This window comes from Nonomuraea salmonea (genome assembly GCF_042428605.1).
GTDB classification, from domain to species: Bacteria; Actinomycetota; Actinomycetes; order Streptosporangiales; family Streptosporangiaceae; genus Nonomuraea; species Nonomuraea salmonea.
On the sequence record NZ_JBHMCF010000034.1, the window covers coordinates 43,158 to 69,736 of the forward strand.

Sequence of the window (26,579 nt, forward strand, 5' to 3'; positions counted from 1 at the left end):
GCCGCCGGGCGGCTGGAGGGATCTACGGTCCTCACCGGGCGCTCTCGTAGGGACCTACAGGGGCCGCCAGCGGTTTTCCCACCTTGCGGGTACGCGGCCCGCGCTTCCGTCCGCTGTCCGAAATGACCGTCACACGATGGTAATAATCGATGGATACCGTCCTGACCTGCTGGTTCACCGCCGTTCAAGGAGAATTATGGCTACCCTCGACCGTCGCGCGTTCCTGCGGACGACAGGTCTGGCCGGTCTTGCGCTCGGTCTGGCCGCCTGCGGCGACAACGGCACCGCCACGTCCGGCTCCTCCTCCGGCGGCGACGGCTTCGGGGCGGTCAAGCTGCAGCTCTCCTGGAAGAAGAACGTCGAGTTCGCCGGCGAGTACTTCGCCGACACCAACGGCTACTACAAGGCGGCCGGGTTCACGCAGGTCGAGCTGCTGTCCGGCGGCGGCTCCGGCACCTCCGTCGAGTCGGGCCTGGCCACCGGCCGCTGCTGGGCGGGCCTGTCGGCGCCCACGATCACCGCACCCGCCATCCTCCAGGGCGCCCCGCTGAAGATCGTCGGCGCGACCTTCCAGAAGAACCCGTTCGCGATCATCTCGCTGAGCAAGAACCCGATCAAGGACGCCAAGGACCTCGCCGGCAAGCGGATCGGCGTCCAGGACTCCAACGAGCTGGTCTGGAACGCGCTGCTCAAGGCCAACGGCCTCGACGACTCCAGTGTCACCAGGGTGCCGTTCCAGTCGGACCCGTCGATGCTCACCTCGGGCCAGCTCGACGGCTACGTCGGCTTCGTCACCAGCGGCCCGGTGAACCTGCGCCTGCAGGGCCACGACCCCGAGTACCTGCTGCTCGCCGACGCGGGCCTGCCCCTGGTCGCCGAGACGTTCACGGTCACCCAGGAGACCATCGACAACGAGCGCGACAAGCTCAAGGCGTTCCTGACCGCCGAGATCAAGGGCTGGAAGGACGCCGTCGCCGACCCGGCCAAGTCCGCCGAGCTGGCCGCCACCGTCTACGGCAAGGACCAGAACCTCGACGTCAAGGAGCAGACGGAGGAGGCCAAGATGCAGAACGACCTGGTCGTGACCCCCGACGCCAGGAAGAACGGCCTGTTCACGATGACGCCTGAGCTGATCGAGGAGAACATCTCCTCACTGGCCAAGGCGGGCCTCACCATCAAGGCCGAGCAGCTCTTCGACCTGTCGATCCTCGACGAGGTCTACCAGGCGGACCCGAGCCTGAAGCTGTCATGAGCGGCATCAGCATCACCGGGCTGAGCAAGACGTTCGGCAAGGGGCTGACCGCCGTCCAGGACGTCGATCTCCAGACGCCGAAGGGCTCGTTCCTGTCGTTGCTCGGCCCGTCCGGCTGCGGCAAGTCCACGGTGCTGCGCATCCTCGCCGGCCTGGAGGAGCCCACCACGGGCGAGATCCTGGTGAACGGCGAGACACCGCAGCAGCTGCGCAAGGGCCACCACCTCGGCATCGCCTTCCAGGACTCCGCGCTGCTGGCCTGGCGCAGCGTCGCCGCCAACATCCGGTTGCCGCTCGAGGTCGCCGGCCTCAAGCCCGAGCCGGGCGTGATCGAGGACCTCATCAAGCTCGTCGGTCTGGAGGGCTTCGAGAAGGCGCGGCCGTCGGAGCTGTCCGGCGGCATGCGCCAGCGGGTCTCCATCGCCCGCGCGCTGGTGGTCAAGCCCAGCGTGCTGCTGCTCGACGAGCCGTTCGGCGCCTTGGACGACATGACCCGCCAGCGCCTCAACCTGGAGCTGCTGCGCATCTGGACGGAGAAGCCCGCCACCACGCTCATGGTCACCCACGGCATCGGCGAGGCCGTCTTCCTGTCGGACGTGGTCGCCGTCATGAGCCCGCGTCCCGGCCGGGTCATCGAGCTGGTGGAGATCGACCTGCCCCGCCCGCGCACGCCCGAGATGATGCGCACACCCGAGTTCCACGCCCTGCACGACCACCTCAGCGACCTGCTGTTCGGGCACGGCTCATGAGGCGGGTCCAGGGCCTGATCGGCGTCGTCCTCCTGGTGGCGCTGTGGTGGCTGCTGGCCGCCACCGTGTTCGCCGACGGCGGCGCGGTGCCCACCCCGCCCGCGGTGCTGGCCTCCATGGCCGGCGACGGCTGGTCCTTCTACGGCCCCAACGCCACCGCCACCCTCTCGGCCGCCTTCCAGGGCTTCCTGTGGGGCAACGGGCTGGCCATCGCCGTGGCCCTGCTGGTGCTGCTCGTGCCCCGGCTTGAGGCCGTCGCCACGCAGCTCGCGGTGATCAGCTACTGCATCCCGCTGCTCGCCATCGGGCCGATCGTGCTCGTCGTCTTCGGCGGCGACGCGACCGTGGTGTTCCTCGCCGCCATCTCCGTCTTCTTCACCACGCTCATCGGCGCGCTGCTCGGGCTGCGCTCGGCCGACCGGGCGAGCCTCGACCTCGTCACCGTGTACGGCGGCGGCCGGCTGGCCAGGCTGCGCTACGTCCAGATCATCGCGGCGCTGCCCAGCACGTTCGCCGGGCTGAAGATCTCGGCGCCGTCCGCGCTGCTCGGCGCCATCATCGGCGAGTACCTCGGCAGCAACGACCAGGGGCTCGGCGTCTCCCTGATGATCTCGCAGCAGCAGTTCCAGGTGCCGCGCACGTGGGGGCTCGCGCTGGTCGCCGGCCTCATCGCGGGCCTCGGCTACGCGATCGTCGCGCTGGTCGCCAGGGTCGTCACGCCGTGGTCGCGAGGGGAGGCCGCCCAGTGATCGGGCGTACCGTGCTGCGCATCGTGGGCCCGCTCGCGCCCTCGGTCGTCATCGTCGTGGCCGGGTGGTGGCTGGCGCTGGAGGCGTTCGGCATCAGCCCGCTGGTGGGCAAGCGGCCCCCGCAGGTCTGGGAGTACCTGACCTCCGCGCAGGAGCACCGGGACGCGGTGTTCGGCGCGCTGGGCATCACGGTCAGGGACGCCGCTGTCGGCTTCGTCTCCGGCATGGTCGCCGCGACCGTGGTGGCCGTGCTGTTCGTGCTGTTCAGGACCGTCGAGCAGACGTTCATGCCGGTCGCGATGCTGCTGCGCTCGGTGCCGCTGGTCGTGATGACGCCGCTGATCACGCTGATCTTCGGGCGCGAGCTGCTCGGGGTGGCGGTCATCGGCGGCATCGTGGTGTTCTTCCCCGCGCTGGTGAACATCGCCTTCGGCCTGCGCTCCGCCTCGCCGCAGGCGACCGACCTGATCATGGCGTACGGCGGCACGCGGATGACCGTGCTGCGCAAGGTGGCGGTGCCGACCGCGATGCCCTCGGTCTTCGCCTCGGCCCGGATCTCCGTGCCCGCCTCGATCATCGGCGCCCTCATCGCCGAGTGGCTGGCCACCGGCGAGGGCATCGGGGCCGAGATCCTGCGGGCGATCGGCGGGTTCCGCTACGACGAGGTGTGGGCGGACATCGTCGTGGTCACGGGGGTGTCGATCGTGGCGTACGCGGTGGTCGGCGTCGTCGAGTCGCTGGTCCTCGCCCGCTTCTCCGACCGTCCGCAAGGGTCATGAGCCTGGCTCGTGTTATGCGGACCCGGCCGCGGTCCTGTGTGCGGGGGGAGGCGCGGCCGGGTCCGCCCGAAGGGGAGCGCTTGGGCGTGCGGTGGGATACCGGCTCGGGGTGGGGCCGGTGAAAGCCCGTTCGCTCCCATGGTCTGCGTGAGCGTCGGCGGGCGGGCCAGAAGGACGCTCAATGTCGAATTCTGTCCTGGCTGGGTCGCGTTTGTAGGGAAATGGCCGACTAACCTGGAGCTCCAAGTAGCCGAATCGTGATGACAGCCGTCCTCACCTCGGTAAACCCCGGCGGCCTGCCGCGCGTCCGCGGTCGGCCGCCGGGGTTCTCTCCGGTCAGCAGGAGGCCGGCTTCATCCAGGAGCACTCGAGGTCGCCCGCCGGGGCGCCCTCCGCCGCACGGAGCCGCGTGGTGTCGGCGACCGCCGCCGTCCGCGAGAACTGGGCCAGCCGGACCGCGATCTTGTCCTCGATGTCCTTCGGCGAGCCCGACAGGTACTGGTTCAGCATGATCGAGAAGATCAGCGGCTCGCCGTCCGCGCTCGTCACGTAACCGGACAGCGCGGTGACCCCGGTCAGCGAGCCGGTCTTGGCGTGCACGTTGTTCGCCGCGGGCGTGCCCTGCATGCGGCTGCGCAGCGTGCCGCCGGTGAACCTGTCGCTGTTGCCGGCGATGGGCAGCGACTCGTACCAGGTGGAGAACCAGGGCTTGCCGCGTACGGACGACAGGAGCTGCACGATCGAGGCCGGCGAGAAGCCGTCACGCCGCGACAGCCCAGAGCCGTCCCGCATGTTGAGCAGCTCGACGCCGTTCGCCTTGGCGAAGTCGGTGGTGACCTTGAGGCCCGCCGACCACGTGCCCTGGTCCGACACCTCGCGGCCCATCGCCTTGGTGAGGATCTCGGCGTGGATGTTGTTGCTCAGCTTCATGAACGGCACCAGCAGCTCGCCCAGCGGCATCGACTCGTGCTCGGCCAGCTTCTTCGCGCTCGCCGGCGCCGCGCCCGCCTCGGTCGGGCCGAGCACCTTGACGCCGTGCTTGCTCAGGCCCTTGCGAAAGAGCGAGGCGGCGTAGGCGGTGGGGTCGTCGACCGCCACCCACTCCTGGTACGAGCCCGCGACCGTGCCGGTGATGACCACCGTACGGGTGCCGTGCTGCCGCTCGATGAGCACGTTCGTCTGGTCGCCGACCGTGGCCTTGTTGACGATCTTCAGGTAGTCGGTCTCCGGCGTGGTGGTCACCTTCACCTTGCCGCCGCTCGCCGAGACCGACACGACCACCGAGCCCGCGTCGTAGTCGCGGTCGGGGGAGGCGGTCAGCGCCGAGATCGGGGCGGCGTAGTAGGCGGTCTCGTCGTCCCACGCCCAGTCGTTGCCGAGCCGCTGACCGTCGAACCACGTGTCGTCGGCCACCAGCTTGCCGGTGACGACCTTGACGCCCGCCTTCGCGACCTGGGCGGCCAGCGCCTCGTAGTCCTCGGCCAGCATGGTCGGGTCGCCGGTGCCGCGCAGCACCAGGTCACCGGTCAGCACGGCGCCCGCCTTGCGGCCGGTGCTCAGCACGGTGGTGGGGAAGCGGTAGTCGAGTCCGAGCGTCTCCGCGGCGGCGGCCGAGGTGAACAGCTTGGTGTTGGACGCGGGGATGAGGAGCTTGCCCGCGTCGGTGGCGTACAGCTCCTCGCCGGTCTCGGCGCTCTTGACCACGACGCCCGCGCGGGCGATCGTCAGCCGGGAGTCGCTGAGGATCTGGTTGATGTCCTGGGTGAGGTCCGCCACGCCCACGGAGGGGTCGAGCGCGACGGCGGGGGATGAGGGGCCTGACGCCCACGCGAGGGCCGCGACGAGCGCGCCCGCGACGAGGGATGCTGAGGTGCGCCGCATGGGGTCTCCAAGTGACTGGGGGATCGCAGAAGAGCATGATTCAGCGCAGGCGGCCTGTAATCCGCAAATATCCGTATTTATCCGCAACCCCACCGTTGTGAGACCCGCCGACCCCCACCCGCCCGGCCCGCCCACTCGCCCGACGCGCCCATTCGCCCGGCCCGCCCATTCGCCCGGCCTGCCTCCCCAGCCGGCTTGCGGCCGAACGGTGTGCGCCGGGGTGGTGAGACCCGGTGTCCCTCGCCCGGCCCGTGCCCGGTCGGCCGGCGGGCGGCTGCGTGGCGCGTCAGGTGGGTTGCTGGGCGGTGATGAGGAAGCCGCAGTCGCCGAAGGCGACCTCGTCGCCTGACTTCACGCGTGCGGGCCCCACGAGGCGCCAGCCGTTGAGCCGGGTGCCGTTGAGCGAGCCGAGGTCGACCAGCATCCACTCGCCGTCCTCCTCGCGCCGCAGCTCGGCGTGTACGCGGGAGACGGTCAGATCGGAAAGGACGAGGTCGCACGCGGACCCGCGCCCGACCACGTACCGCAGCCGGTCGTCGTCGGGCAGCGCGAGCCGGGGCAGCCTGGGCCGCCGCCAGGCGGCCTGGAGGCGGGTGGTGAACTCCGAAACGGACGCGACGGCGTCGGTCAGCCGCTGCCGGAGGGTGGGCCGCCGGGGCAGGTCGGCCACGAGCTCGTCGAGCTCGTGCCTGCTGCGCGCCCGCAGCGCCTGGTCGACCCGGCCCACGAAGGTGTCATGGGAGATGCGGCCCTCGACGGCGCGGTCTCTGAGCTCATCGATCGCACGGTCACGTTCCCCATCTGAGGCGCGAGAGGGCGGATGAGTGGAGCTCATAGAGCGAGTATCGGCCTGAACCTCGGTCGCTGTCCAGAATACGGGGATCAGTTGCGATAAGCATACTCAGTATGCATAGTCAGTATCCATGTCGATCAGGCACGGACTGCTCGCCCTGCTCAGTGGCGGCCCCCGCTACGGCTACCAGCTCAGGGTGGAGTTCGAGGCGTCCACAGGAGGCACGTGGCCGCTCAACATCGGCCAGGTCTACACGACGCTGGCCCGGCTGGAGCGCGACGGGCTGGTCGCCCCCGGCGGCTCCGACGAGCAGGGCCGCGCGATCTACACGATCACCGAGCCGGGCCGGCGCGAGCTGGAGCACTGGTACGGCACCCCGGTCGCCCCGACCGACCGCCCCAGGGACGAGCTGACCATCAAGATCGCCATGGCGGTGGCAGGCGGCGTGGACGTCGCCGCCGTCCTCCAGACCCAGCGGGAGGCCACCATGCGCGCCCTGCAGGAGCACACGAGGGCCAAGCACAGGGCGGGCGAGGGCCTCGCGCAGCGCCTGGTCCTCGACTCGCTGATCTTCAAGGCCGAGGCGGAGCTGCGCTGGCTCGACCACTGCGAGGCCATGGCGAAGGGGAGGACCTGACGGCGGTCACTCGGCGCCGGCAGGGGCCGGCGCGGCGGGCGCCTTGAGCCGGTACTTCATGACCATCAGCACCGAGGAGAAGATGATCAGCGCGGGGATCACGGTCTGCCCGATGAGGACGGCGGTCACCGCGCTCTCCGGCTGCTCGACCGGCCGGCTCGGCTCCGACTCGATGAACCCGCCGATCGACAGCACCACGCCGAAGATCAGCGCGCCGAACGCGCTCACCCCGCTCTCGATGGCCGTCCACAACCCGGTCAGCACACCGGCCCGCCGCTTGCCGGTCTCCGCCGCGTCGGCCGCGATGACGTCCGCCAGCATCGAGAACTGCAGGAGCTGCACACCGGCGTAGCCGACGCCGACCAGCAGGATCCACAGGTGCGCCCACACCGAGCCGAACAGCGGCGTGGCGATCGCGGCCGTGGTGCCACCGCCGAACATCACCGTGGCCAGCACCATCGCGCCGCGCTTGTCGAGGCGCCTGGCCAGCCGCACCCACAGCGGCATGGTCAGCAGGATCGGCCCGACGAGGGCGGCGAAGAGCGTCTGGGTGGCCCCCGCCGAGCCGAGCGTGTACGTCGCGAAGTAGGGCGCGGCGGCCAGCATCATGCTGACGGCCAGCATCTGCGTGCAGGCCAGCACGGTCAGCCAGATGAACGCCGGGTTTCCCTTGATCGCCGCGAACTGCTCGCGCCACCCGCCGCGGTCCGGCTCCGGCGCTCCCGTCATGGGGGCGCGGGCGGTGCCGAGGAACGAGGCGAGCATGGCGACGAGCAGGATGACGGCGATCGTCAGGCCCATCGTCCGGTAGCTGCTCAGCGTGCCGTGCGCGCCGTCGCCGGTGGCGATGGCCGGCGCCAGCACGCCGCTGATCGCGGTGGCCGCGCCGATGAAGACCATCCGCCACTGCAGCAGCGCCGTGCGCTCGTGGTAGTCGTGCGTCATCTCACTGGGCATCGCCTTGTACGGCACCTCGAACAGCGCGTACGCGGTCGCCGTGGCCATGAAGCAGGCGCCGACGTACAGCGCGGCGGGCACCCCGGTCAGCGGCGGCCCGGCGAACACCAGGAAGAAGGCGACCGGCAGCGTGCACGCCCCGGCGAGCAGCCAGGGCCGGCGCGGCCCCCAGCGCGAGACCGTCCGGTCAGACCAGCGCCCGACCAGCGGGTTGATGATCAGGTCCCAGATCTTGGGCGCGGTCACCACCACACCGGCCAGCCACGCGGGCACGGCGAGGAAGTTCGTCATGTAGAACAGCAGCAGCAGGCCGGGCACCGCGTTGACGGTCGAGGTGCAGAACGACCCGATCCCATAGCCGAACCGCACGCCTTTCGGGACGGTGGCCGTGCCCACCCCCGGTGTGATCATTACCTCATTGAAACCGAGTGAGGGCTCGTTGGGGAGGGCCCACTTTCGCGGGCCCTCCGCCGGTCAGTCGTTCACGCTGGCGCAGACCACGTGCGCGCCGATCTCGATCATCCGGCGCTCGCTGCGCGCGTCGGCGACCCTGGCCATCAGGATCGGCGCCCCTGAGGCGGCGAACTGCGGCAGCCGGGCGCGTACGAGGCGGTGCAGGTCGCGTACGACGTCCTCGGCCGCGGACATGTGCACCTTGACGTGCAGCATGATCCCGGGGGCACCGGACGCCGTGCGCGCCTCGCTGATCCAGACGTGGTGCACGAGCGGGAAGTCCATCAGCAGGTACGCGATGGCCTGCCGCAGCGCGGGCAGGATCGGATGCGTGCACCGCCGGTAGCCGGGGTCCACCTGCTGCATCGGCCCCGACAGGTGCGGCCGCGGCGCGGGCACCCACGGCAGCGCGGGGGCCTCGGGCGACGGGGGAGCCACCTGCGCGAGCGCGGCGCCGCGTGACACGGTGGCCATCGCGCCCGTGGCGTAGGCGGCGGGCGCCGCCCCCGACAGCACGGGTGTGGGCCCCGTGCGCGTCGTGGTGAGGAAGCGTTGGAGATCGTCGATGGGCACGGCCGCGGCGGCCGGGCCTGCCGCGTCGATCACGATCTCGCGTACTCCGGTGACGCGCTGGATGTCCAGGATGGTGTCGGCGTCGCAGGCCGACAGCGAATGGCTTCCGCGGTGCCGGGCGTAGGTGGCGGCGCTGGTGTAGCCCAGCAGCACCCGGTCACCTACTTGAGTGGTCCCGAGGACCACGGAACGATCTGGTCGCACTGCCACCAGGACTCCACCGTCGGCAAGAGCGCCCAGCAGGCGGTGCGGAGTGCCATGCTGGGCGAGCACGTCGGCAAGCGCAGGATTCCCGATGCTCATATGACGAACCATAGGTAGTCGGCCACGGCTTATCAGGCTAATGGCGAATAAATCTCCCGATCAAGACAAAGATGGGAGCGGCGTGGATGACTTTCCACTCTGCTGGGTACAGGGCCTCCCGTCTCACATCGTGAGTCCCTCGTGAACGCGTTCACAAGCGCCCGATAGACTCTGTGGGACCGCCGGGGGGATCCGTGGACGTGTCCCTCCCAAGCCCGCCCTGCCTTAAGGATCCACACCAGTGAACAAGCCCGTCGTTCTGGTCGCAGAGGAGCTGTCCGAGGCCGGTCTCGCCGTACTCGGCGCTGATTTCGAGGTCCGCCACACCGACGGCGCCGACCGTTCCCAGCTGCTGCCCGCCCTCGCCGACGTTGACGCGCTCATCGTCCGCTCCGCCACGCAGGTCGACGCCGAGGCCATCGCCGCCGCGCCCAAGCTGCGGGTGGTCGCCCGCGCGGGGGTCGGCCTCGACAACGTCGACGTCGAGGCGGCCACCAAGGCCGGCGTCATGGTCGTCAACGCTCCGACCTCCAACATCACCAGCGCCGCCGAGCAGACCATCGCGCTCATCCTGGCCAGCGCGCGCAACACGGCCCAGGCCCACGCCGCGCTGAAGAACGGTGAGTGGAAGCGCTCGAAGTACACCGGTGTCGAGCTCGACGAGAAGGTCGTCGGCATCCTCGGCCTCGGCAAGATCGGCCAGCTCGTGGCCCAGCGGCTGGCGCCGTTCGGGGTCGAGCTGATCGCCTACGACCCCTACCTGCCGCCGGCCCGCGCCGCGCAGATGGGCGTCCGGCTGGTCAGCCTCGACGAGGTGCTCAAGCAGGCCGACTTCATCACCGTCCACCTGCCCAAGTCCAAGGAGACGGTCGGGCTCATCGGCGACCGCGAGCTGCACCAGGTCAAGCCCAACGTGCGGATCGTCAACGTCGCGCGCGGCGGCATCGTCGACGAGGGCGCCCTCTACGCGGCGATCAAGGAGGGCCGGGTCGCGGGAGCCGGCCTGGACGTCTTCGCCAAGGAGCCGTGCACCGACAGCCCGCTGTTCGAGCTCGACCAGGTCGTCGTCACGCCCCACCTCGGCGCCTCCACCCACGAGGCCCAGGAGAAGGCCGGCACCCAGGTCGCGCGCAGCGTGAAGCTGGCCCTCGCGGGCGAGTTCGTGCCCGACGCGGTCAACGTCCAGGGCGGCGCCGTGGCCGAGGACGTCAAGCCGGGCCTGCCGCTGGCCGAGAAGCTGGGCCGGGTCTTCACCGCGCTGGCCGGCGAGGTGGCCACCAAGCTCGACGTCGAGGTGCGCGGCGAGATCGCCGCCCAGGACGTGCGGGTGATCGAGCTGGCCGCGCTCAAGGGCGTCTTCGCCGACGTGGTCGAGGAGCAGGTCACCTACGTCAACGCGCCGCTGCTGGCCAAGGACCGCGGCATCGCGGTCGAGCTGGTCACCAGCTCCGAGAGCCCCGACTGGCGCAACCTGGTGACCGTGCGCGGCGTGCTGGCCGACGGCCGCACGGTCTCGGTGTCGGGCACGCTGTCCGGGCCGCGCCAGATCACCAAGATCGTCGAGGTCAACGGCTTCGAGATGGAGATCGAGCCGACGGCCCACCTGTGCTTCTACACCTACACCGACCGCCCCGGCGTCGTCGGCGTGGTCGGCCGGCTGCTCGGCGAGCACGGCATCAACATCGCCTCGATGCAGGTGGCCCGTGACGTCAAGGGCGGCAAGGCGCTCATCGCGCTGACCGTCGACTCGGCGATCCCGGCCGAGGTGGTCGAGCAGATCGGCGCCGAGATCGGCGCCGAGAGCGGCCGCTCGGTCGACCTGGAGGACTGACCCTCTGACCTGCGCAGGGCCGTCACCCGTTTCGGGTGGCGGCCCTTTTGCGTCTCAGGATGCGAGATAGTAGGACATCCAAGCACTGTCCTCGGGTACTGTAGCCGGTGATGCGCCAGGTTCTCGTACTCATTACCTGCCGCGGCGGGGCCTGTTAGGGCAGGTCGACGACCCGCCGCGGTGCGCGGCGTATGCGTCGGCCGTCAAGTCCCTTCGTCCGGTCCGTGACCCGGACCACGAGATTCAGGCCCGGTCGGGCTCGCGACCGGAGTCCGGCTTCCCCCCTTTCTCAGGAACACGTCCGCGAAGCGAGATGAGCCACATGTACGAGATGTATGCCTACAACCGTGCCGAGGACCAAGAGGACGAGGCGGCCGAGGCCGTCCAGATGGCCCTCGACCGGCGTGACAACGGCGGAGCCCCCCAAAGCAGGTGAGCCCAGAACGGCCCCGCGCTCGTTCGCACGGGGCCGCTCGTCCGGGTGGTGCAAGGTCAGAGGGTCGCGGTCAGCATCGACGGGGCGGGGTCATCGCGCCGTTTCTGCAGCTCGCGCCACTGACGGACGCCCTCGCGGTCGGGCCTGACCGCTCCGACGAACGCCTGCCGGCGCCAGTCGGAGAGCTTCTCCTCCTTCACCACGTCGCCCGAGTGCGGCGCGTGCACCATGTAGCCGGGCTTGGAGATCATGCCCACGTGACCGAGTCCGCTGAAGAAGACCAGGTCACCGGGCTTGAGATGGTTCCAGCTGATTTTCCGGGAGAACGCGTTGTACTGCTCGGCGGCGGTGCGCGGCAGGTGGATCCCCGCCTTCTGGTACGCCCTGAGCATGAGCCCGGAGCAGTCGTACCCGCTGCGGCTCGTGCCGCCCCACACGTACGGGATGCCGCGCTGGTGCATCGCGAACCTGAGGGCGGTCTTCCAGGCCGGCTTGGGCGCGCGCTGCTGCTGGATGCGCTTGACCTCGGGGCCGGTCAGAGTGATCGAGCCGGCCGCGTTCGTACCGGAGCCGGATTTCGTGCCGGGGCCGGATTTCGTGTCGGGGTCGGAGTTCGTGTCGGGGGAGTGACGGCTTTCACCGGGGCCGGCGGGCGTCGGCGCGGCGGAGGCCGGAGGGGGGCACACGATGAGCCCGGCGGCGACACCCGCCAGGGCGATGGCAATGCGAGACAGGGGTCTGTCCTTCCATGCGGCCGGCCGGGTTAGCTGACGGGCTCGGGCCTGGAAGACAGCCCTACGGCGAAGCCGATTCGCCCCTGGGGGAGAGGTGGGTCCCCGGCTCCACGCACCTGCTGCGTGGATTAGGCCTGACGGACTCTAACGAATCGGTCAAAAGGTCGCAATACATGCAAAATCGGACGTCCGGAAAATGAGATGATGTGTTCGTCAGTCGAGACGAGCCGGTAAGGTACCGCCCATGGAGTCGCGTAACATCCGCCTGGCTGTCATCCCCGGTGACGGCATCGGCACCGAGGTCGTCGCAGAAGGGCTCAAGGTCCTGGATGCCGTGGGCACCAAGATCGAGCCCACCCACTACGACCTGGGCGCCGCGCGCTATCACCGCACCGGCGAGACGTTGCCCGACTCGGTGCTCCACGAGCTGCGCGGCTACGACGCCATCCTGCTCGGCGCCGTCGGAGACCCCAGCGTGCCGCCCGGCGTCCTGGAGCGCGACCTGCTGCTGCGGCTGCGGTTCGAGTTCGACCACTACGTCAACCTGCGCCCGGTCAAGCTGTTCCCCGGCGTGCGCACCCCGCTGGCCGACACCCCGCCCGAGAAGATCGACATGATCGTCGTCCGCGAGGGCACCGAGGGCCTCTACGCCGGCACCGGCGGCGCCATGCGGCGCGGCACCCCGCACGAGATCGCCACGCAGGAGTCGCTCAACACCGCACACGGCGTCGAGCGCGTGGTCCGCTACGCCTTCGAGAAAGCTCAGTCGCGCCCGCGCAAGAAGCTCACGCTCGTCCACAAGACGAACGTCCTCACCTTCGCGGGCGACCTGTGGCAGCGCACCGTCAACCGGGTCGCCGCCGACTACCCCGAGATCGCCGTCGACTACTCCCACATCGACGCGGCCTCGATGTTCTTCGTCACCCAGCCCGAGCGCTTCGACGTGGTGGTCACCGACAACCTCTTCGGCGACATCATCACCGACCTCGGCGCCGCCATCGCGGGCGGCATCGGCCTGGCCGCCAGCGGCAACATCAACCCCGACGGCGCCGCGCCCAGCATGTTCGAGCCGGTCCACGGCAGCGCGCCCGACATCGCGGGCCAGGGCAAGGCCGACCCGACCGCGACCATCCTCTCCGTCGCCATGCTTCTCGACCACCTCGGCCTGAGCGCCGAGGCGGCCAGGGTGGAGCAGGCCGTCGCCGACGACATCGCGGCGCGCGTCGCGGGCTCCGCCCCGCGCGGCACGCAGCAGATCGGCGACGACATCACCGCGCGAGTATCCGGCTAGGACCGCCTAGCCCGATCACGAGCGCCCGGCGGCCCTGAGGGGACTGCCGGGCGCTTTTTCGTGTCCCTGTACGGAGAAATGGGGGCTATATCCCCCATTGACCCCTTGCCATCCCATATAGCGAGACAATAGGAAGTACGGACTGCCTCCCGGCGCGGCCGCCTCTCGCGGCCGTCGCAGAAACCGCAGACAGCGGGCAGCTTCCGGTAGGTTTCGGTAGATCGCAGAGAGAAGGACCGACGTCATGACCATCGCTCAGAAGCTCAGCTTCGACGTGCAGCTCTCCGACCATGCTCGCACCGCGGCCGAGCGGGAGCAGGTACTGGCGAACCCGGGGTGGGGGCAGGTCTTCACCGACCACATGGTCTCGATCGACTTCACCGAGGGTAAGGGCTGGCACGACGCGCGCCTCGAGGCGTACGGGCCGCTCGTCCTCGACCCGGCCACCGCGGTCTTCCACTACGCCCAGGAGCTGTTCGAGGGGCTGAAGGCGTACCGGCAGGCCAACGGCTCGATCGTGATGTTCCGCCCGTACGCCAACGCCACCCGCTTCAACCGCTCGGCCCAGCGCATGGCGATGCCCGAGCTGCCCGAGGAGACGTTCGTCGAGTCGCTGGACCTGCTCGTCAACACCGACAAGGAGTGGGTGCCCACCGCCGAGGGGCACAGCCTCTACCTGCGGCCCTTCATGATCGCCACGCAGCCGGCGCTCGGGGTCAACTACCCGTCGAAGACGTACCGGTACATGGTGATCGCCTCCCCGGCGGCCTCCTACTTCACCGGCGGCATCAAGCCCGTCTCCGTCTGGCTGTCCACCGAGTACACGCGGGCCGCGCCCGGCGGCACCGGGTTCGCCAAGTGCGGCGGCAACTACGCCGCGGCCTTCGTCGCGCAGCGGCAGGCCGTCGAGAACGGCTGCGACCAGGTCGTCTGGCTCGACGCGCACGAGCACCGCTACGTCGAGGAGATGGGCGGGATGAACCTGTTCTTCGTCATCGGCGGCAAGCTCGTCACCCCCGCGCTCACCGGCACGCTGCTGCCCGGCATCACCCGCGACTCGATCCTGGAGCTGGCCGGCGACCTCGGCCTGGAGACCGAGGAGCGGCTGGTCAGCGTGGAGGAGTGGCAGGCCGGCTGCGAGAGCGGCGAGCTGACCGAGGTGTTCGCGTGCGGCACCGCGGCCGTGGTGACGCCGGTCGGCACGGTCAAGGGCGCCGACCGCTCATGGACGATCGGCGACGGCACGCCCGGCCCGATCACCATGCGGGTGCGCGAGGAACTGGTCGGCATCCAGTACGGCGCCCGCCCCGACACCCACAACTGGGTCCACAAGATCGCCTGACGCCCGCATCCCAGGGGGCGCGGGGCCGCCTGAGCCCGCCCCGGCCCCCGTGCCCGCTCAGGTGTCGAGGTTGGCCAGGTAGGCGGCGTTGCCGCGCTCGCCGGCCACCGCGCCGGGCGGCACCAGCGCCTCGAGCCGCCGTACCGTCTCCTCGTCGAGGGTGACGTCGGCGGCCGCGGCGTTGGCCCGCGCGTTCTCGGCCCGGCGCGTCCCCGGGATCGGCACGGCGCCGCGGTGCACGAGCCAGGCCAGCGCGAGCTGCGCCACCGGCAGCCCCACCTCGCCGGCCAGGCCCGCCACGGCGTCGGCCAGCTCCACGTTGCGGTCCAGGTTGCCCTCCTGAAAGCGCGGGTTGCCCCGGCGCCAGTCGCCCTCCTCCAGCGACCCCCTGCCCCTGATCGTGCCGCCGAGCAGGCCGCGCCCGAGCGGGCTGTAGGCCACGAACCCGACGCCCAGCTCGTCGCAGGCCGGGCGCACGTCCTGCTCGGGGTAGCGGTGGAACAGCGAGTACTCGGTCTGCAGGGCGGTCACCGGGTGGACCGCGCAGGCCCGCCGCAGCGTCGCCGCCGACACCTCCGACAGGCCGACATACCGGATGTCCCCGGCCTGGACCAGCTCGGCCAGCGCGCCCATCGTCTCCTCGACGGGCGTCGTGGGGTCGAGCCTGTGCAGGTAGTAGAGGTCCACCCGGTCCGTACGCAGGCGGTCGAGGCTGGCCTCCAGAGCCCTGCGGACGTACTCGGGCCGGCCCATGCCCGGCACCAGCCTGCCCTGATCGTCGGAGTTCCCGCCGAACTTCGTGGCCAGCACCACCTCGTCCCTGTGGCCCCGCAGCACCCGCCCGATCAGGGTCTCGCTGTGCCCGGCGCCGTAGATGTCGGCGGTGTCGACGAACGTGACGCCCGCGTCCAGCGCCGCCAGGAGCGCCTGCGTCGCCTCCGGTTCGCTCACGTCGCCGTACACCCTGGGCGCCAGCGTCATCGCGCCGAACCCCAGGGCCGAGACCGTCGGGCCCTCGCGACCCAGTGTCACGTATCGCATGGCTGATCCCCCTTCATCCCCCGCAGACGAACCTGCCCGGCGCGCCGGGGCCGTACGCGCGTGATGGCCGTTGTCCGCGCTTCCGATAGGGTCTGCGCGATCGACAAAGGTGAGAGTGGGCTCATGAAGAAGCGGTTGATGGCGGTCGTGGCGGCCTTCGCGGCGATCACCGTACTCGGGGTGCTGGCGTTCTCCCAGCCCGGCGCGTCGTCCGACGGGGTGCAGCTGAGCAGGCAGGCGGACGGGTCGATGATCCTGGCCGACCTGGGCAGCGACGCTCCGGTGCTCGACGTGTTCGAGGACTTCGACTGTCCGGTGTGCAAGGACATGCACACCAAGGTCGATGCGACGATCCAGCGCCTGGCCAAGGAGGGCAAGGTGAAGGTCGTCTTCCACACCGTCACGATCTTCCGGGACGAGCCCATGCGCTCCAACTCCGTCCGCGCCGCCGCGGCCGCGCGCTGCGTACCGGAGGAGAACTGGCTGGCCTTCAGGGACGCCGTGTACGCCATGCAGCCCGCCCCGCACGGCGTGGCCTCGGGCTTCACGGTCGAGGAGCTGTCGGCGGCGGCCAGGAAGGCCGGCGCGTCGGTGGACGACTGCGTGAAGTCGCAGACGTACGCGGAGGCGCACCTGGCGCAGACGGCCAGGGTCCCGCTGGAGGGCACGCCGACCGTGCTGCTCGACGGCCAGATGCTGGGCGGCGAGGTGTTCGACGCCGCCGCGATCGAGCGCCTGATCACCGGAGGCATCGGCGTCCAGGTGTGACCGCCCCCACCGTGCCGTGTCCCAGGGAGTGAGACCGGTGTGCCAGATGGTGAATCCGTGTGGCAGACTGGGCGGCACCATGTTCTACGGTCTGCTCATTATCGGCAGGCGCGCTGGCTGATACCGGGACACCGCCAGCGCGCAGACCTCTCACGTCCGTGAGGGGTCTTTTTGTTTTCCCGGGTTTTCCCGAGAACGTCCTTCGCAGAGAAGCTTCCGCAGAGAAGAGAGACTCATGGCCGACGACCGCTTCCACGTCTACGACACGACGCTACGCGACGGCGCGCAACAGGAGGGGCTCAACCTCACCGTCGCCGACAAGCTCGCCGTCGCTCGTCACCTGGACGGCCTGGGCGTCGGCTTCATCGAGGGGGGCTGGCCCGGCGCCAACCCCAAGGACACCGAGTTCTTCAGGCTGGCCCGAACAGAGCTCGACCTGAAGCACGCGCAACTCGCCGCGTTCGGCGCGACCCGCCGGGCAGGTGTGCAGGCCGCCGACGACCCCCTGGTGGCCGCCTTGCGCGAATCCGGCGCGCCGGTCGTGACCCTTGTCGCCAAGAGTCACGACCGGCACGTGGAGCTGGCTCTCCGCACGACGCTCCAGGAGAACCTCGCGATGATCCGCGACACGGTCTCCCACCTGCGTGCGGAGGGCCAGCGCGTCTTCCTCGACGCCGAGCACTTCTTCGACGGCTACCGGTCCAACCCGGCGTACGCGCTGGAGGTCGTCAGGACCGCCGCCGAGGCGGGGGCCGACGTCATCGCCCTGTGCGACACCAACGGCGGCATGCTGCCCGACGAGCTGGCCGAGATCGTCCAGGAGGCCGTCCGTACGAGCGCCCGCGTCGGCATCCACTGCCACGACGACACCGGCTGCGCCGTCGCCAACACCCTGGCCGCGGTCAAGGCCGGCGCCACCCATGTGCAGGGCTGCGCCAACGGCTACGGCGAGCGCTCGGGCAACGCCAACCTCTTCACCGTCGTCGCCAACCTCCAGCTCAAGCGCGGCTTCGACCTCGTGCCCGAGCAGTCGCTGGCCGACATGACGCGCATCGCGCACGCGATCACCGAGGTCACCAACGTCACCCCCAACTCCCACGCCCCCTACGTCGGCGCCTCCGCCTTCGCCCACAAGGCCGGCCTGCACGCCAGCGCCATCAAGGTCGACCCCAACCTCTACCAGCACATCGACCCCGCCCAGGTCGGCAACGACATGCGCATGCTCGTCTCCGACATGGCCGGCCGCGCCTCCGTCGAGCTCAAGGGCCGCGAGCTGGGCTACGAGCTGACCCCCGAGCACACCAAGGCGCTCGTCGAGCGGGTCAAGGACCTCGAGTCGCAGGGCTTCACCTTCGAGGCCGCCGACGCCTCCTTCGAGCTGCTGCTGCGCGACACCGTCGAAGGCGAGCGCAAGCGCCACTTCGAGGTCGAGTCGTGGCGGGTCATCGTCGAACGCACCAAGGGCGGCGAGCTGGTCAGCGAGGCCACCGTCAAGCTGCACGCCAAGGGCGAGCGCATCGTCGCCACCGGCGAGGGCAACGGCCCCGTCAACGCCCTCGACAAGGCCGTCCGGCTCGCGCTGGAGCGGCTCTACCCCGAGCTGGCCAAGCTCGCCCTGGTCGACTACAAGGTCCGCATCCTGGAGGGCGCCCACGGCACCGACGCCGTCACCCGCGTGCTCATCACCTCCAGCGACGACACCGCCGACTGGGCCACGGTCGGGGTGGCGGAGAACATCATCGACGCCTCCTGGCAGGCGCTTGAGCAGGCGGTCACGTACGGCCTGCTGCGGGCCGGCCACGACTGCTGACGGAGGCCCGGGCCCCTGCGGAAGGGGCCCGACGCTCAGAGCACCTTGGCCGCGAACGACACCCCGTTCACCTTGACCTTGCCGCCCGAGCACGACACCTTCGGCGAGTCGGTGCCCGGCACGATCACCGTCAGCAGCGACTTCGCGGCCGGCGAGACGACGACGTTGGTCCGCTGCTTCGACAGGTACGCCGGCGACACCCAGCCGAGCTTGCCGCCCCGCTCGACCTTCTGCCCCCCGACCCGGGAGCACGACGAGTCGAGCTGCAGCAGCGTCACCCTGAACTTGCCGTCACCCAGCACCACCTTGCCGCCGCCCTTCGAGATGAGCTTGAGCGAGGGCGCGAAGCGCCAGATGTTGCGCACCTTCTTGCCGCCCGAAGCCGCGTCGTACACCGCCATCAGGTCGTCCCCGTGGTCGACCAGCACCGACCTGGTACGGCTCACCCCGTACGCCTTGTCGGTCAGCCGGAACGCCTGGCGGTCCTTGCCGTACGACGTCTTGGCGAGTTTGCTGGCCGTGCGCGGCCGGAAGCGGGCGCCCACCACCGTCGGGACGTTGTGCGCCTCGGGGGAGAGCGTCCAATAGCGGTAGGAGCTCTTCTCGTAGGAGTGGAAGCCGCCGTCCATGAGGATGTCGCGGCCCTGCGCGTAATAGGTGACGCCCAGGTGGTCCTCGTGGCCGTGGAACTTCATGCCGGGGCCGAACCTGATCGAGTAGTACGCCGACTCGGGGTCGTCCCACTTCGTGCGGCCGAAGACGTACCCGGCCCTGTAGGTCTTGACCTCCTGCTTCGGCGTGCCCGTCTCCATCTTGGGCTCGGTCTCCGCGCTGCCGTCGCCGAGCGGGGCCATGTAGCCGTTGGGCATCGTGGCGTGGGCGATGAAGTCCTTCAGCGCCTCGGTCCGCCGGGAGATCTCGCCCGGCACCTTGCGCTTGCACGCCTTCATGTTCGTCATCGCGACCTGGAGGCGGCCGTAGACGTAGACGGCGTAGCGCGGCGCCTGCTCCATCAGCGCGCCCTGCGCGTCCACGTCGAGCTTCACGGTGCCGGTCAGGCGCTTGGCGGCCAGGTTCGCCCAGTCCTTGCGGCCGAAGCGGCAGCCGATGCCCATGAGCGCGATGTCCTGGTCGATGCCGTGGTTGTGGCCCTTCTTGTACAGCCGCGGGTTCGCCAGGAGCTTGGCGTGCACGGCCAGGCTGTCCTTGAGCCACTTCTCGTTCACGTGCCGGCTCAGGCAGAGCAGCGGCTGGGTGCGCAGCGAGACCGGGTGGTCCTTCCACACGTACGAGGGGGTGCCGCGGGCGCCGTACTTGTTGTGTGCCACCCAGTCCTTGGTGATCTCGACGGCGCGGTCGAGGTAGCGCTGCTCGCCGGTGTTCTCGTACTGGACGACGAGGGAACCCATCCAGCGCAGCGACTGGAAGACGTACTCCCATGAGCGGTTGCGGTACGGGCTCGCCGTCCACTTGATCTTCTTGCCCAGCTGGTACGCCGGCAGGCCGACCAGCGAGATCTCGCCCTTCATGACGTCCTCGGCGGTCGGCGTGGCGGGCAGCCAGTCGCCCTGGCACTCGGCCGTCCGAGTCACCTTGTCCTTCACGGTGTCCTTCACCGTGTCCTTCACCGTCTCGGCGGCTTGGGCAGGGCCCGCCGAGGCTCCTAATGCGAGCGTGAGGGCAAGGGGTATCGCGAGCCGGCGCACGCCAGTTCCTTCCGGACAAAACGATGAGGGCGGGACATGCTTTCGAACCCACGATCATAGGGTCAAGCCGAATGCCCCATTTGTTAGCCGCCCGATGCTCCACCGGCATCGCCCGGCACGGCATGCTGGTGCATGTGAAACTCGACGACCTGGTGATACCCGACACGCCCGCCTGCCGGGGCGCGCTCGAAGTGGCCACCCGCTACCACTCGCCCTCCCTGCTCAACCACTCCATCCGGGCCTACCTGTGGGCGGCGGCGTACGCGCAGGACAACGGCATCGCCTTCGACGCGGAGCTGCTGTACGTGGCCGCCATGCTGCACGACATCGGCCTGGTCGCCGAGTACGACAGCCACACCGTCCCGTACGAGGAGGCCGGCGGCCACGTGGCCTGGGCGTTCTGCGCGGGGGCCGGCTGGTCGCCCGAGCGGCGCGACCGGGCCGCCGAGGTGATCGTCCGGCACATGTGGGACGAGGTACCCGTGGAGGAGGACCCTGAGGGGCACCTGCTCGAACTGTCCACCGGCATGGACATCTCGGGTCGCAACACCTCCGACATCCCCGCCCTCGTGCGGCAGGAGGTGCTGGAGCGCTATCCGCGGCTGGAGATCGCCAAGGAGTTCAGCGTGTGCGTCGCCGACCAGGGCGCCCGCAAGCCGTCCAGCTTCGCGGCCCGCTTCGTCCGCAACGGCATCGTCGACCGCATCATCCACAACCCGTTGGACGGCTGACCGCCCAGGCCCGCGCCACACGGAGCGGGCCTTCCCGCGGGGGTCTTCGTGAGGTGGCGCGGGCGCTAAGCCTTGGGGCCGGCGCTTTCGGCCACCTCGAAGGTCCACACCTCGGAGCCGGTCGCGGCCGGGCCGCCGTGGCCGTGCCCATGACCGTGGCCCTGTGCCTGGGCGGACGCCTGGGCGGACGCCTGGGCGGCGGGGCCGGTGGGGCGTTCGCCGGCGGCCTGGGCGTGGCCGCGCTGGAACGCCTCACCCTGCTGCCACTTCTCGAAGTCCTCCTCGCTGCGCCAGCGGGTGTAGACCAGGTAGCGCTCGGTCCCGTCCACAGGACGCAGCAGCTCGAACCACTCGAACCCGTCGGCAGCCTCCACCATCCCGGCGCGGCCGGCGAAGCGGCGTTCGAGCTCCTCGCGCATCTCGGCCGGCACGGTCAGCACGTTGATCTTCACGATGGACATCGCAGGACCCCTCTCGTCAGCGCACGTCACGGTGTGGCGCGGGTGAGGGCTCCAGGCTAACGCGGGCCACCGCCGGCACCCGGTCTCGGTCCAGCGCGTCGCGCATGTGCGGCAGCGCCACGGCCGACAGGTGCCGGCTCAGCTCGGCGATCGGCACCGACTCGTCGGCGACGACCCGCAGGCGTACCTCGGGCCTGGCGGGCGGGCCCACCAGGTTCGCGTCGGCGCTCAGCACGGCGGGGCTGGACGCCACGTCCGCCGCCACCGCCTGCGCCATCCCGCCCGCCGAGATCTCGGTGACGCCGCTGGGGCCGTCCTCGATGCGCAGCGTACGGTGGGTCTGCCTGCGACCCTGTACGAGCAGCCAGCGCACCGCCAGCACCGCCACGACCAGCGACGCCAGCGCGGCCAGCCACCACAGCGCCGGGCCGCCACGGGCGAAGAACCCCGTCACGTAGCCGTCCACGATCGGGGTCCGCGCCGGGGCCCAGTCCTGCGGGAACATGCCCAGCCCACGGGCCAGCGCCGCGCCGCCGAGCAGCGTCAGCACCAGCCCCACCAGGCCGAGGCCGAGCCGGTTGCCGCGCCGGGTCCGCGCGTTCATCGTCGCCCCCTGACCGCGACCCGGTAGGGATGAACCAGGTCGTATCCGGCGAGCCTGCTCAGCACGGCGCCGCGTACGTCCTGATCGACGTTCCCGCCGTACGTGGTGGGCGTGACCGCGAACGTCTGCCCGCGCAGCTTCCCCCGCGCCGACCGCACCCCAGGCACCTGCTCAGCCGCATGCGCCAGAGCCCGGGCCACGCTCCTGGGCCGCAGCCCGATGATCAGATCAGGGTCACCGCTGCGCACCGGCACCATCCGAGGCCGCCCCGGCACCAGCGCCAACAGCAGCAGCGCGACGCCGATCAACGTCACGACCGCCGCACCGAGCAGAGCCAGCGGATCCGACCAAGAGGTGGTGGACGCCCAGGCCAGCATCCTGTCGTACGGAATCCACCGCAACGGCCTGCCGACCAGCCCAGAGACGATCTCCAGCAACGCGAGCAGGCTGAGCACCGCGAGCAGCACCGCCACCACAATGGCGGGAACCCTCCGAGCCGGCCGGAACGCCCGCACCGCCGCCCGATCAGCGGCCTTCGACGGCGGCACCTCGACCCCCGCCCGATGCGCCCCCGCCGGCACGGCGCTTGACTCCCCATCGCCAAGGTGTCCCTGCTCGCTGGGCTGTCCGGAAATGTTGCCCTTTCCGGGTGGGTCGGGTGGGATGGCGCAGATCTCCGGGTCTGAGCCGCTCATGGCAGGTCACCGCCCAGGTCGGTCATCGTGATGTCGAGGCGGGTGACGTTCAGGCCGGTCTGGGCGGCGACGCGGCGGGTCACGTGCTCCCTGAGCCGGGCCGCCACCGCGTGCAGCGGCGCCGGGTAGGCGACGCTGACCGAGAGCCGCAGCGTGGTCTGTCCCTTGTGCACCTCGCCGCCGGACGGGCGCGCCCACGGCAGGGTACGGAGCTGCACGTCACGCACCTCGGGCACCTCCCTAGCCGCCAGGCAGGCGATCTTGGTGACCACCCGGTCGGAGATCTCCGTGCGCCCGCGCAGCTCGGGAGCCGGCGGGGGAGCGGGACGCTGCGCGGGAACGGTGGACAGTACGGTCATTTCCGCTTCACCGTCAGACCCGACAGGTTGATCTCGCCGGTCTCGATGATCCGGCCGACCAGGAACCCGATCGCGCCGAGCACCAGGACGAGCAGGAACGCGCCCAGCCCCCCGAACGCCCCCGCGAACCCGAGCGCGATGCCGACCGCCATGCCGACGAGCGGCGTCAACTGACTGTTGTTCATGTTCCCTCCACGACGATGTCGTCCACCCGCACGTGCACGGGACGGTCACCGGCCAGGTCCGCGACGGCCCGCCGCACCTCGTCGGCGGTCTCGGGCAGCGGTCTGCCGAGCGTGGCGACGATGGCGACCTCGACCGCCCGATCCCGCACCGACACGCCGACGAGCCGCTCGCCCGGCAGATACGTCGCCACCGTCCCGAACAACCCCCCGGACAACCGGACCACCCCGTCACAGGCACGAACCCGCTCCGCGAGGTCCCGCGCGACCTCCTCCTCACCGGCCCCAGGCGCCGCCCCCGCAGCCGCAGCCCCAGACGGGGAGGGAGGGTTCGTCCCGCCACTCCCCGCCGTCCCCACGGCACCGGAGGCCCCGGCCGGGTCCGGCGTGGAGCCGGCCGCGCCCGTAGGACCGGCCGTTCCCGCCGAGCCGGACGCGGGGTCGGCCGCGCCCGTGGAACCGGCCGTCCCGGCCGAGCCGGACGCGGGGTCGGCCGCGGGGTCGGCCGCGCCTGTGGGATCGGCCGTCCCTGGCGGGTCCGATGCCGAGCCGGGTGGGGACGGGGTCATCGGACGCGGGGTTCCTGGTCCGCGTCGCTGCCACGGTCCTGGGAGCGGTCGGTGTCTCTGCCTCGGTCCTGGTCGGGAAGGTGGACGTCGTCCACCCTGATGTTCACCTCCGTCACCTCGAGGCCGCACATCCGCTCGACGGCCCCGATCACGTTCTTGCGGACGGCCGCCGCCAGCTCGGGGATCGCGGTCCCGTACTCGGCGACCAGATCGAGGTCGACGGCCGCCTGGCGCTCGCCCACCTCGACCGACACGCCCTGGGAGACGTTCGGGTCCCCGCCGACCATCCCCCGTACGCTGCCGAACGCCCGTGCCGCGCCCGCACCCATGGCGTGCACGCCCGACACCTCCCGGGCGGCGAGCCCGGCGATCTTGGCGACGACCCCGTCGTCGATGCTCGTGGTGCCCTTCTCCGTGACCAGCGAGGTCGCGCCGCCCGGCACGCTCTCCTGCGTCCTGGCCCGCGGAACCGTCGCCGCGCCGCCGGCCGTACCCGGCCGGCCGGACATCGTGTCAGACACGATCCGTCACCCCCCACACAAGGTGTTATCTCTCATAAGGCGACATAACCCCCTCTGTACGACCGAAGCCTGATAAGACGGACTTGGGGCCTATAAATGGACAGTTCGTGACCCGTCGTGGGCAGCCGATCCCGAGGTGGGCGGACCCCGCCGGCGGCGGCGATAGCCTTGACGGGTGCGTATAGCGAGGTTCTCCACAGGCGAAGGCGTCTCGTTCGGCGTGGTCGAGGGCGGTCCCGGCGAGGAGTTCGTCTCCGCGATCTCCGGTCACCCGTTCGGTCAGGTGCAGTTCACCGGCGAGCGGTTCCCGCTGTCCCAGGTGAAACTGCTGGCCCCGATGCTGCCGAGCAAGGTGGTCGCCATCGGCAGAAACTACGCCGAGCACGCGGCCGAGCTGGGCAACGAGGTGCCGGAAGAGCCGCTCATCTTCATCAAGCCGTCCACCACGGTCATCGGCCACGGCGAGAACATCGCCTACCCCACGTCGCTGTCCGACCGCGTCGACTACGAAGGCGAGCTGGCCGTCGTCATCGGCCGCCTCTGCCGCGAGGTCCCGGTCGAGCGGGTCAAGGACGTCATCTTCGGCTACACCTGCGCCAACGACGTCACCGCCCGCGACCTGCAGAAGAAGGACGTGCAGTTCACCCGGGCCAAGGGGTTCGACACGTTCTGCCCGCTCGGGCCGTGGATCCAGACCGATCTCGACGCGAGCGACCTGGCGCTGACCACCACGGTCAACGGCGAGATCCGGCAGAGCGGCCGTACGAGCCAGCTCATCAACGACATCCCGGCGCTGGTCGCCTACGTCAGCGCGGTCATGACGCTGATCCCCGGCGACGTCATCCTGACCGGCACCCCGGCGGGCGTCGGCCCCCTCGAGATCGGCGACGAGGTCAGCGTCGGCATCGAAGGCATCGGCACACTCACGAACAAGGTGGTCTCCCGTGACTGAAGTACGGGTGCGGTTCGCCCCGTCCCCAACCGGCATGTTTCACGTGGGCGGCGCCCGCACCGCGCTGTTCAACTGGGCGCTGGCCGTGCAGTCGGGCGGCCGTTTCGTGCTGCGCATCGAGGACACCGACGCGTCGAGGAACCGCCCCGAGTGGACCGAGGGCATCATCTCCGCCCTCGACTGGATCGGCATCAACGGCACCAACCCCGTCTTCGAAGGCCCCTACTTCCAGTCGGCCTACGAGCCGCAGCACCGCGAGGCGGTGGCCAAGCTGCTGGCCGACGGCCGGGCCTACTACTGCGACTGCACCCGCGAGACGCTGGTCGCCCGCACCGGCTCCGAGCACCGCGGCTACGACGGCTTCTGCCGTGAGCGCGGCCTGACGCAGGGCGCCGTCCGCTTCCGCACGCCCGACGAGGGTGTCACGGTGGTGGCCGACCGCATCCGCGGCAACGTCGAGTTCCCCAACGAGGCGCAGGAAGACTTCGTCATCGCCCGCACCGACGGCTCGCCCCTCTACGTGCTGGCCAACGCGGTCGACGACATCACCCAGAACATCACCCACGTCGTACGCGGCGAGGAGCACCTCGGCAACGCCGCCAAGCAGATGCTGCTCTGGCCCGCCCTGGGCGCCAACCCGCCGGTCTGGGCCCACCTGCCGGTCATCGTCAACGAGCAGCGGAAAAAACTGTCCAAGCGCCGCGACAAGGTCGCCCTGGAGAGCTACCGCGACGAGGGCTACCTCGCCGAGGCGATGGTCAACTACCTCATGCTGCTCGGCTGGGGCCCCGGCGAAGACCGCGAGATCATGCCGTGGTCGGAGATGGCCCCGCTGTTCCGGCTGGAGGACGTCAACTCCGCCAGCGCGTTCTTCGACGAGAAGAAGCTGCGCGCGTTCAACGGCGAGTACATCCGGGCGCTGCCGATGGAGACGTTCGAGGAGCGCTGCGCCCCCTACCTCGACCCCTCGTGGGACCGCGAGCTGTTCAGCAAGGTCGCCGGGCTGGCCCAGACCCGCATCGCGGTGCTGTCGGAGATCCGGCAGAACGTCGACTTCCTCTTCCTCGACGAGCCCGTCTTCGACCAGGCGTCGTGGGACAAGGCGATGAAGAACTCCCCTGAAGAGATCCTCACCGGCTACCTCGACCGCCTCGAGAGCGTGAGCTGGGACCCCGAGTCGCTCAAGCAGGCGCTCGAAGAGGTCGGCACGGCCCACGGGCTCAAGCTGGGCAAGGCGCAGGCCCCGGTCCGGGTGGCCGTCACCGGCCGTACGGTCGGACTTCCGCTGTTCGAGTCGATCGAGGTGCTGGGCCGCGAGCGCACGCAGGAGCGCCTGCGCGCCGCCCTGGCCCGCCTGCGCGGCTGAGGGCTTTGAGCGCAGGCCGCTCACGCGGCTGAACGTCACCGCCGCCCGGGCCAC

The 26,579-nt window shown here is 70.5% G+C and carries 27 protein-coding genes and 1 riboswitch; of the genes, 13 read left to right on the forward strand and 14 right to left on the reverse strand.

What is annotated here, in order from left to right:
- Positions 1-196 precede the first annotated feature (196 nt).
- Genes ACFFR3_RS27940 through ACFFR3_RS27955 form a run of 4 tightly spaced genes read left to right on the forward strand, consistent with a single transcriptional unit; the run spans position 197 to position 3,529 of the window.
- Positions 197-1,252: an ABC transporter substrate-binding protein gene (locus ACFFR3_RS27940; protein WP_364376455.1), complete on the forward strand. Its 1,056-nt coding sequence runs from the start codon at positions 197-199 to the stop codon at positions 1,250-1,252.
- On the forward strand, positions 1,249-2,001 hold the full coding sequence (locus ACFFR3_RS27945) for an ABC transporter ATP-binding protein (RefSeq protein WP_345389239.1): 753 nt from the start codon (positions 1,249-1,251) through the stop codon (positions 1,999-2,001). Before ACFFR3_RS27940 ends, ACFFR3_RS27945 begins: the two co-directional genes overlap by 4 nt.
- The gene (locus tag ACFFR3_RS27950; protein ID WP_345389237.1) at positions 1,998-2,750 is read left to right on the forward strand and encodes an ABC transporter permease; all 753 of its coding nucleotides are present in this window, start codon (positions 1,998-2,000) and stop codon (positions 2,748-2,750) included. The genes ACFFR3_RS27945 and ACFFR3_RS27950 overlap by 4 nt, the downstream gene beginning before the upstream one ends.
- The gene (locus ACFFR3_RS27955) at positions 2,747-3,529 is read left to right on the forward strand and encodes an ABC transporter permease (RefSeq protein WP_379484106.1); all 783 of its coding nucleotides are present in this window, start codon (positions 2,747-2,749) and stop codon (positions 3,527-3,529) included. The genes ACFFR3_RS27950 and ACFFR3_RS27955 overlap by 4 nt, the downstream gene beginning before the upstream one ends.
- Before the next feature lie 336 nt (positions 3,530-3,865).
- On the opposite strand, the gene dacB is transcribed toward ACFFR3_RS27955, so the two are convergent.
- Positions 3,866-5,410, reverse strand: coding sequence for a D-alanyl-D-alanine carboxypeptidase/D-alanyl-D-alanine endopeptidase (gene dacB, locus ACFFR3_RS27960; RefSeq protein ID WP_379484107.1), 1,545 nt, complete (start codon positions 5,408-5,410; stop codon positions 3,866-3,868).
- Between the two features lie 286 nt (positions 5,411-5,696).
- Positions 5,697-6,245, reverse strand: coding sequence for an FHA domain-containing protein (locus tag ACFFR3_RS27965; protein WP_345389231.1), 549 nt, complete (start codon positions 6,243-6,245; stop codon positions 5,697-5,699).
- Positions 6,246-6,333: 88 nt separating this feature from the next.
- On the opposite strand from ACFFR3_RS27965, the gene ACFFR3_RS27970 reads away from it, so the two are divergent.
- Complete coding sequence (locus tag ACFFR3_RS27970) at positions 6,334-6,840, forward strand: PadR family transcriptional regulator (protein WP_364376443.1); 507 nt, start codon at positions 6,334-6,336, stop codon at positions 6,838-6,840.
- A 6-nt stretch (positions 6,841-6,846) separates the two neighbouring features.
- On the opposite strand, the gene ACFFR3_RS27975 is transcribed toward ACFFR3_RS27970, so the two are convergent.
- Positions 6,847-8,208, reverse strand: coding sequence for an MFS transporter (locus tag ACFFR3_RS27975; RefSeq protein ID WP_364376441.1), 1,362 nt, complete (start codon positions 8,206-8,208; stop codon positions 6,847-6,849).
- Positions 8,209-8,271: 63 nt separating this feature from the next.
- Positions 8,272-9,126 (reverse strand): hypothetical protein, encoded by an 855-nt coding sequence (locus tag ACFFR3_RS27980; protein WP_364376439.1) that lies wholly within the window; start codon positions 9,124-9,126, stop codon positions 8,272-8,274.
- 241 nt (positions 9,127-9,367) lie between these two features.
- On the opposite strand from ACFFR3_RS27980, the gene serA reads away from it, so the two are divergent.
- Entirely contained in the window at positions 9,368-10,957 is a 1,590-nt protein-coding gene (gene serA, locus ACFFR3_RS27985; RefSeq protein WP_364376437.1) for a phosphoglycerate dehydrogenase, read from the forward strand.
- A gap of 492 nt (positions 10,958-11,449) precedes the next feature.
- Here the strand turns inward: serA and ACFFR3_RS27990 are convergent, their stop codons facing one another.
- Positions 11,450-12,079: a C40 family peptidase gene (locus ACFFR3_RS27990; protein ID WP_379484108.1), complete on the reverse strand. Its 630-nt coding sequence runs from the start codon at positions 12,077-12,079 to the stop codon at positions 11,450-11,452.
- Positions 12,080-12,130: 51 nt separating this feature from the next.
- A riboswitch (cyclic di-AMP (ydaO/yuaA leader) is annotated at positions 12,131-12,272 on the reverse strand.
- A 99-nt stretch (positions 12,273-12,371) separates the two neighbouring features.
- On the opposite strand from ACFFR3_RS27990, the gene ACFFR3_RS27995 reads away from it, so the two are divergent.
- Positions 12,372-13,418, forward strand: coding sequence for a 3-isopropylmalate dehydrogenase (locus tag ACFFR3_RS27995; RefSeq protein ID WP_345389221.1), 1,047 nt, complete (start codon positions 12,372-12,374; stop codon positions 13,416-13,418).
- Between the two features lie 244 nt (positions 13,419-13,662).
- Positions 13,663-14,760 carry a branched-chain amino acid aminotransferase gene (locus ACFFR3_RS28000; RefSeq protein WP_379484109.1) on the forward strand — a complete coding sequence of 366 codons (1,098 nt, stop codon included), beginning with the start codon at positions 13,663-13,665 and terminating at the stop codon, positions 14,758-14,760.
- A 57-nt stretch (positions 14,761-14,817) separates the two neighbouring features.
- Here ACFFR3_RS28000 and ACFFR3_RS28005 read toward each other — a convergent pair whose 3' ends face one another.
- Positions 14,818-15,801, reverse strand: a complete 984-nt coding sequence (locus ACFFR3_RS28005) for an aldo/keto reductase (protein WP_379484110.1) — start codon at positions 15,799-15,801, stop codon at positions 14,818-14,820.
- 123 nt (positions 15,802-15,924) lie between these two features.
- On the opposite strand from ACFFR3_RS28005, the gene ACFFR3_RS28010 reads away from it, so the two are divergent.
- Both ACFFR3_RS28010 and cimA read left to right on the forward strand, forming a co-directional pair.
- Entirely contained in the window at positions 15,925-16,569 is a 645-nt protein-coding gene (locus ACFFR3_RS28010; RefSeq protein ID WP_345389219.1) for a DsbA family protein, read from the forward strand.
- Positions 16,570-16,804: 235 nt separating this feature from the next.
- A complete protein-coding gene (gene cimA, locus ACFFR3_RS28015) occupies positions 16,805-18,379 on the forward strand; it encodes a citramalate synthase (protein ID WP_364376425.1) in 1,575 nt (524 codons plus the stop codon).
- A gap of 35 nt (positions 18,380-18,414) precedes the next feature.
- Here cimA and ACFFR3_RS28020 read toward each other — a convergent pair whose 3' ends face one another.
- The gene (locus ACFFR3_RS28020) at positions 18,415-19,995 is read right to left on the reverse strand and encodes a heparinase II/III family protein (protein WP_379484111.1); all 1,581 of its coding nucleotides are present in this window, start codon (positions 19,993-19,995) and stop codon (positions 18,415-18,417) included.
- 161 nt (positions 19,996-20,156) lie between these two features.
- Between ACFFR3_RS28020 and ACFFR3_RS28025 the strand changes: the two genes are divergently transcribed.
- Positions 20,157-20,816, forward strand: a complete 660-nt coding sequence (locus ACFFR3_RS28025; RefSeq protein WP_364376419.1) for an HD domain-containing protein — start codon at positions 20,157-20,159, stop codon at positions 20,814-20,816.
- A 65-nt stretch (positions 20,817-20,881) separates the two neighbouring features.
- Here ACFFR3_RS28025 and ACFFR3_RS28030 read toward each other — a convergent pair whose 3' ends face one another.
- From ACFFR3_RS28030 to ACFFR3_RS28060, 7 genes are all read right to left on the reverse strand, one after another.
- Positions 20,882-21,277, reverse strand: a complete 396-nt coding sequence (locus ACFFR3_RS28030) for an antibiotic biosynthesis monooxygenase family protein (protein ID WP_345389203.1) — start codon at positions 21,275-21,277, stop codon at positions 20,882-20,884.
- Between the two features lie 16 nt (positions 21,278-21,293).
- Positions 21,294-21,881, reverse strand: coding sequence for a hypothetical protein (locus ACFFR3_RS28035; protein ID WP_345389201.1), 588 nt, complete (start codon positions 21,879-21,881; stop codon positions 21,294-21,296).
- On the reverse strand, positions 21,878-22,462 hold the full coding sequence (locus ACFFR3_RS28040) for a DUF6286 domain-containing protein (protein ID WP_379484112.1): 585 nt from the start codon (positions 22,460-22,462) through the stop codon (positions 21,878-21,880). The genes ACFFR3_RS28035 and ACFFR3_RS28040 overlap by 4 nt, the downstream gene beginning before the upstream one ends.
- A 110-nt stretch (positions 22,463-22,572) precedes the next feature.
- Positions 22,573-22,935, reverse strand: a complete 363-nt coding sequence (locus tag ACFFR3_RS28045) for an Asp23/Gls24 family envelope stress response protein (RefSeq protein WP_345389197.1) — start codon at positions 22,933-22,935, stop codon at positions 22,573-22,575.
- A complete protein-coding gene (locus ACFFR3_RS28050) occupies positions 22,932-23,120 on the reverse strand; it encodes a hypothetical protein (protein WP_364376411.1) in 189 nt (62 codons plus the stop codon). Before ACFFR3_RS28050 ends, ACFFR3_RS28045 begins: the two co-directional genes overlap by 4 nt.
- Positions 23,117-23,335: a hypothetical protein gene (locus ACFFR3_RS28055; RefSeq protein ID WP_379484113.1), complete on the reverse strand. Its 219-nt coding sequence runs from the start codon at positions 23,333-23,335 to the stop codon at positions 23,117-23,119. The genes ACFFR3_RS28050 and ACFFR3_RS28055 overlap by 4 nt, the downstream gene beginning before the upstream one ends.
- Positions 23,336-23,682: 347 nt before the next feature.
- Positions 23,683-24,195 (reverse strand): Asp23/Gls24 family envelope stress response protein, encoded by a 513-nt coding sequence (locus ACFFR3_RS28060; RefSeq protein WP_379484196.1) that lies wholly within the window; start codon positions 24,193-24,195, stop codon positions 23,683-23,685.
- Between the two features lie 187 nt (positions 24,196-24,382).
- On the opposite strand from ACFFR3_RS28060, the gene ACFFR3_RS28065 reads away from it, so the two are divergent.
- Both ACFFR3_RS28065 and gltX read left to right on the forward strand, forming a co-directional pair.
- Positions 24,383-25,159: a fumarylacetoacetate hydrolase family protein gene (locus ACFFR3_RS28065; protein WP_355428339.1), complete on the forward strand. Its 777-nt coding sequence runs from the start codon at positions 24,383-24,385 to the stop codon at positions 25,157-25,159.
- Positions 25,152-26,525, forward strand: coding sequence for a glutamate--tRNA ligase (gltX, locus tag ACFFR3_RS28070; RefSeq protein ID WP_379484114.1), 1,374 nt, complete (start codon positions 25,152-25,154; stop codon positions 26,523-26,525). The genes ACFFR3_RS28065 and gltX overlap by 8 nt, the downstream gene beginning before the upstream one ends.
- Positions 26,526-26,579: the final 54 nt, after the last annotated feature.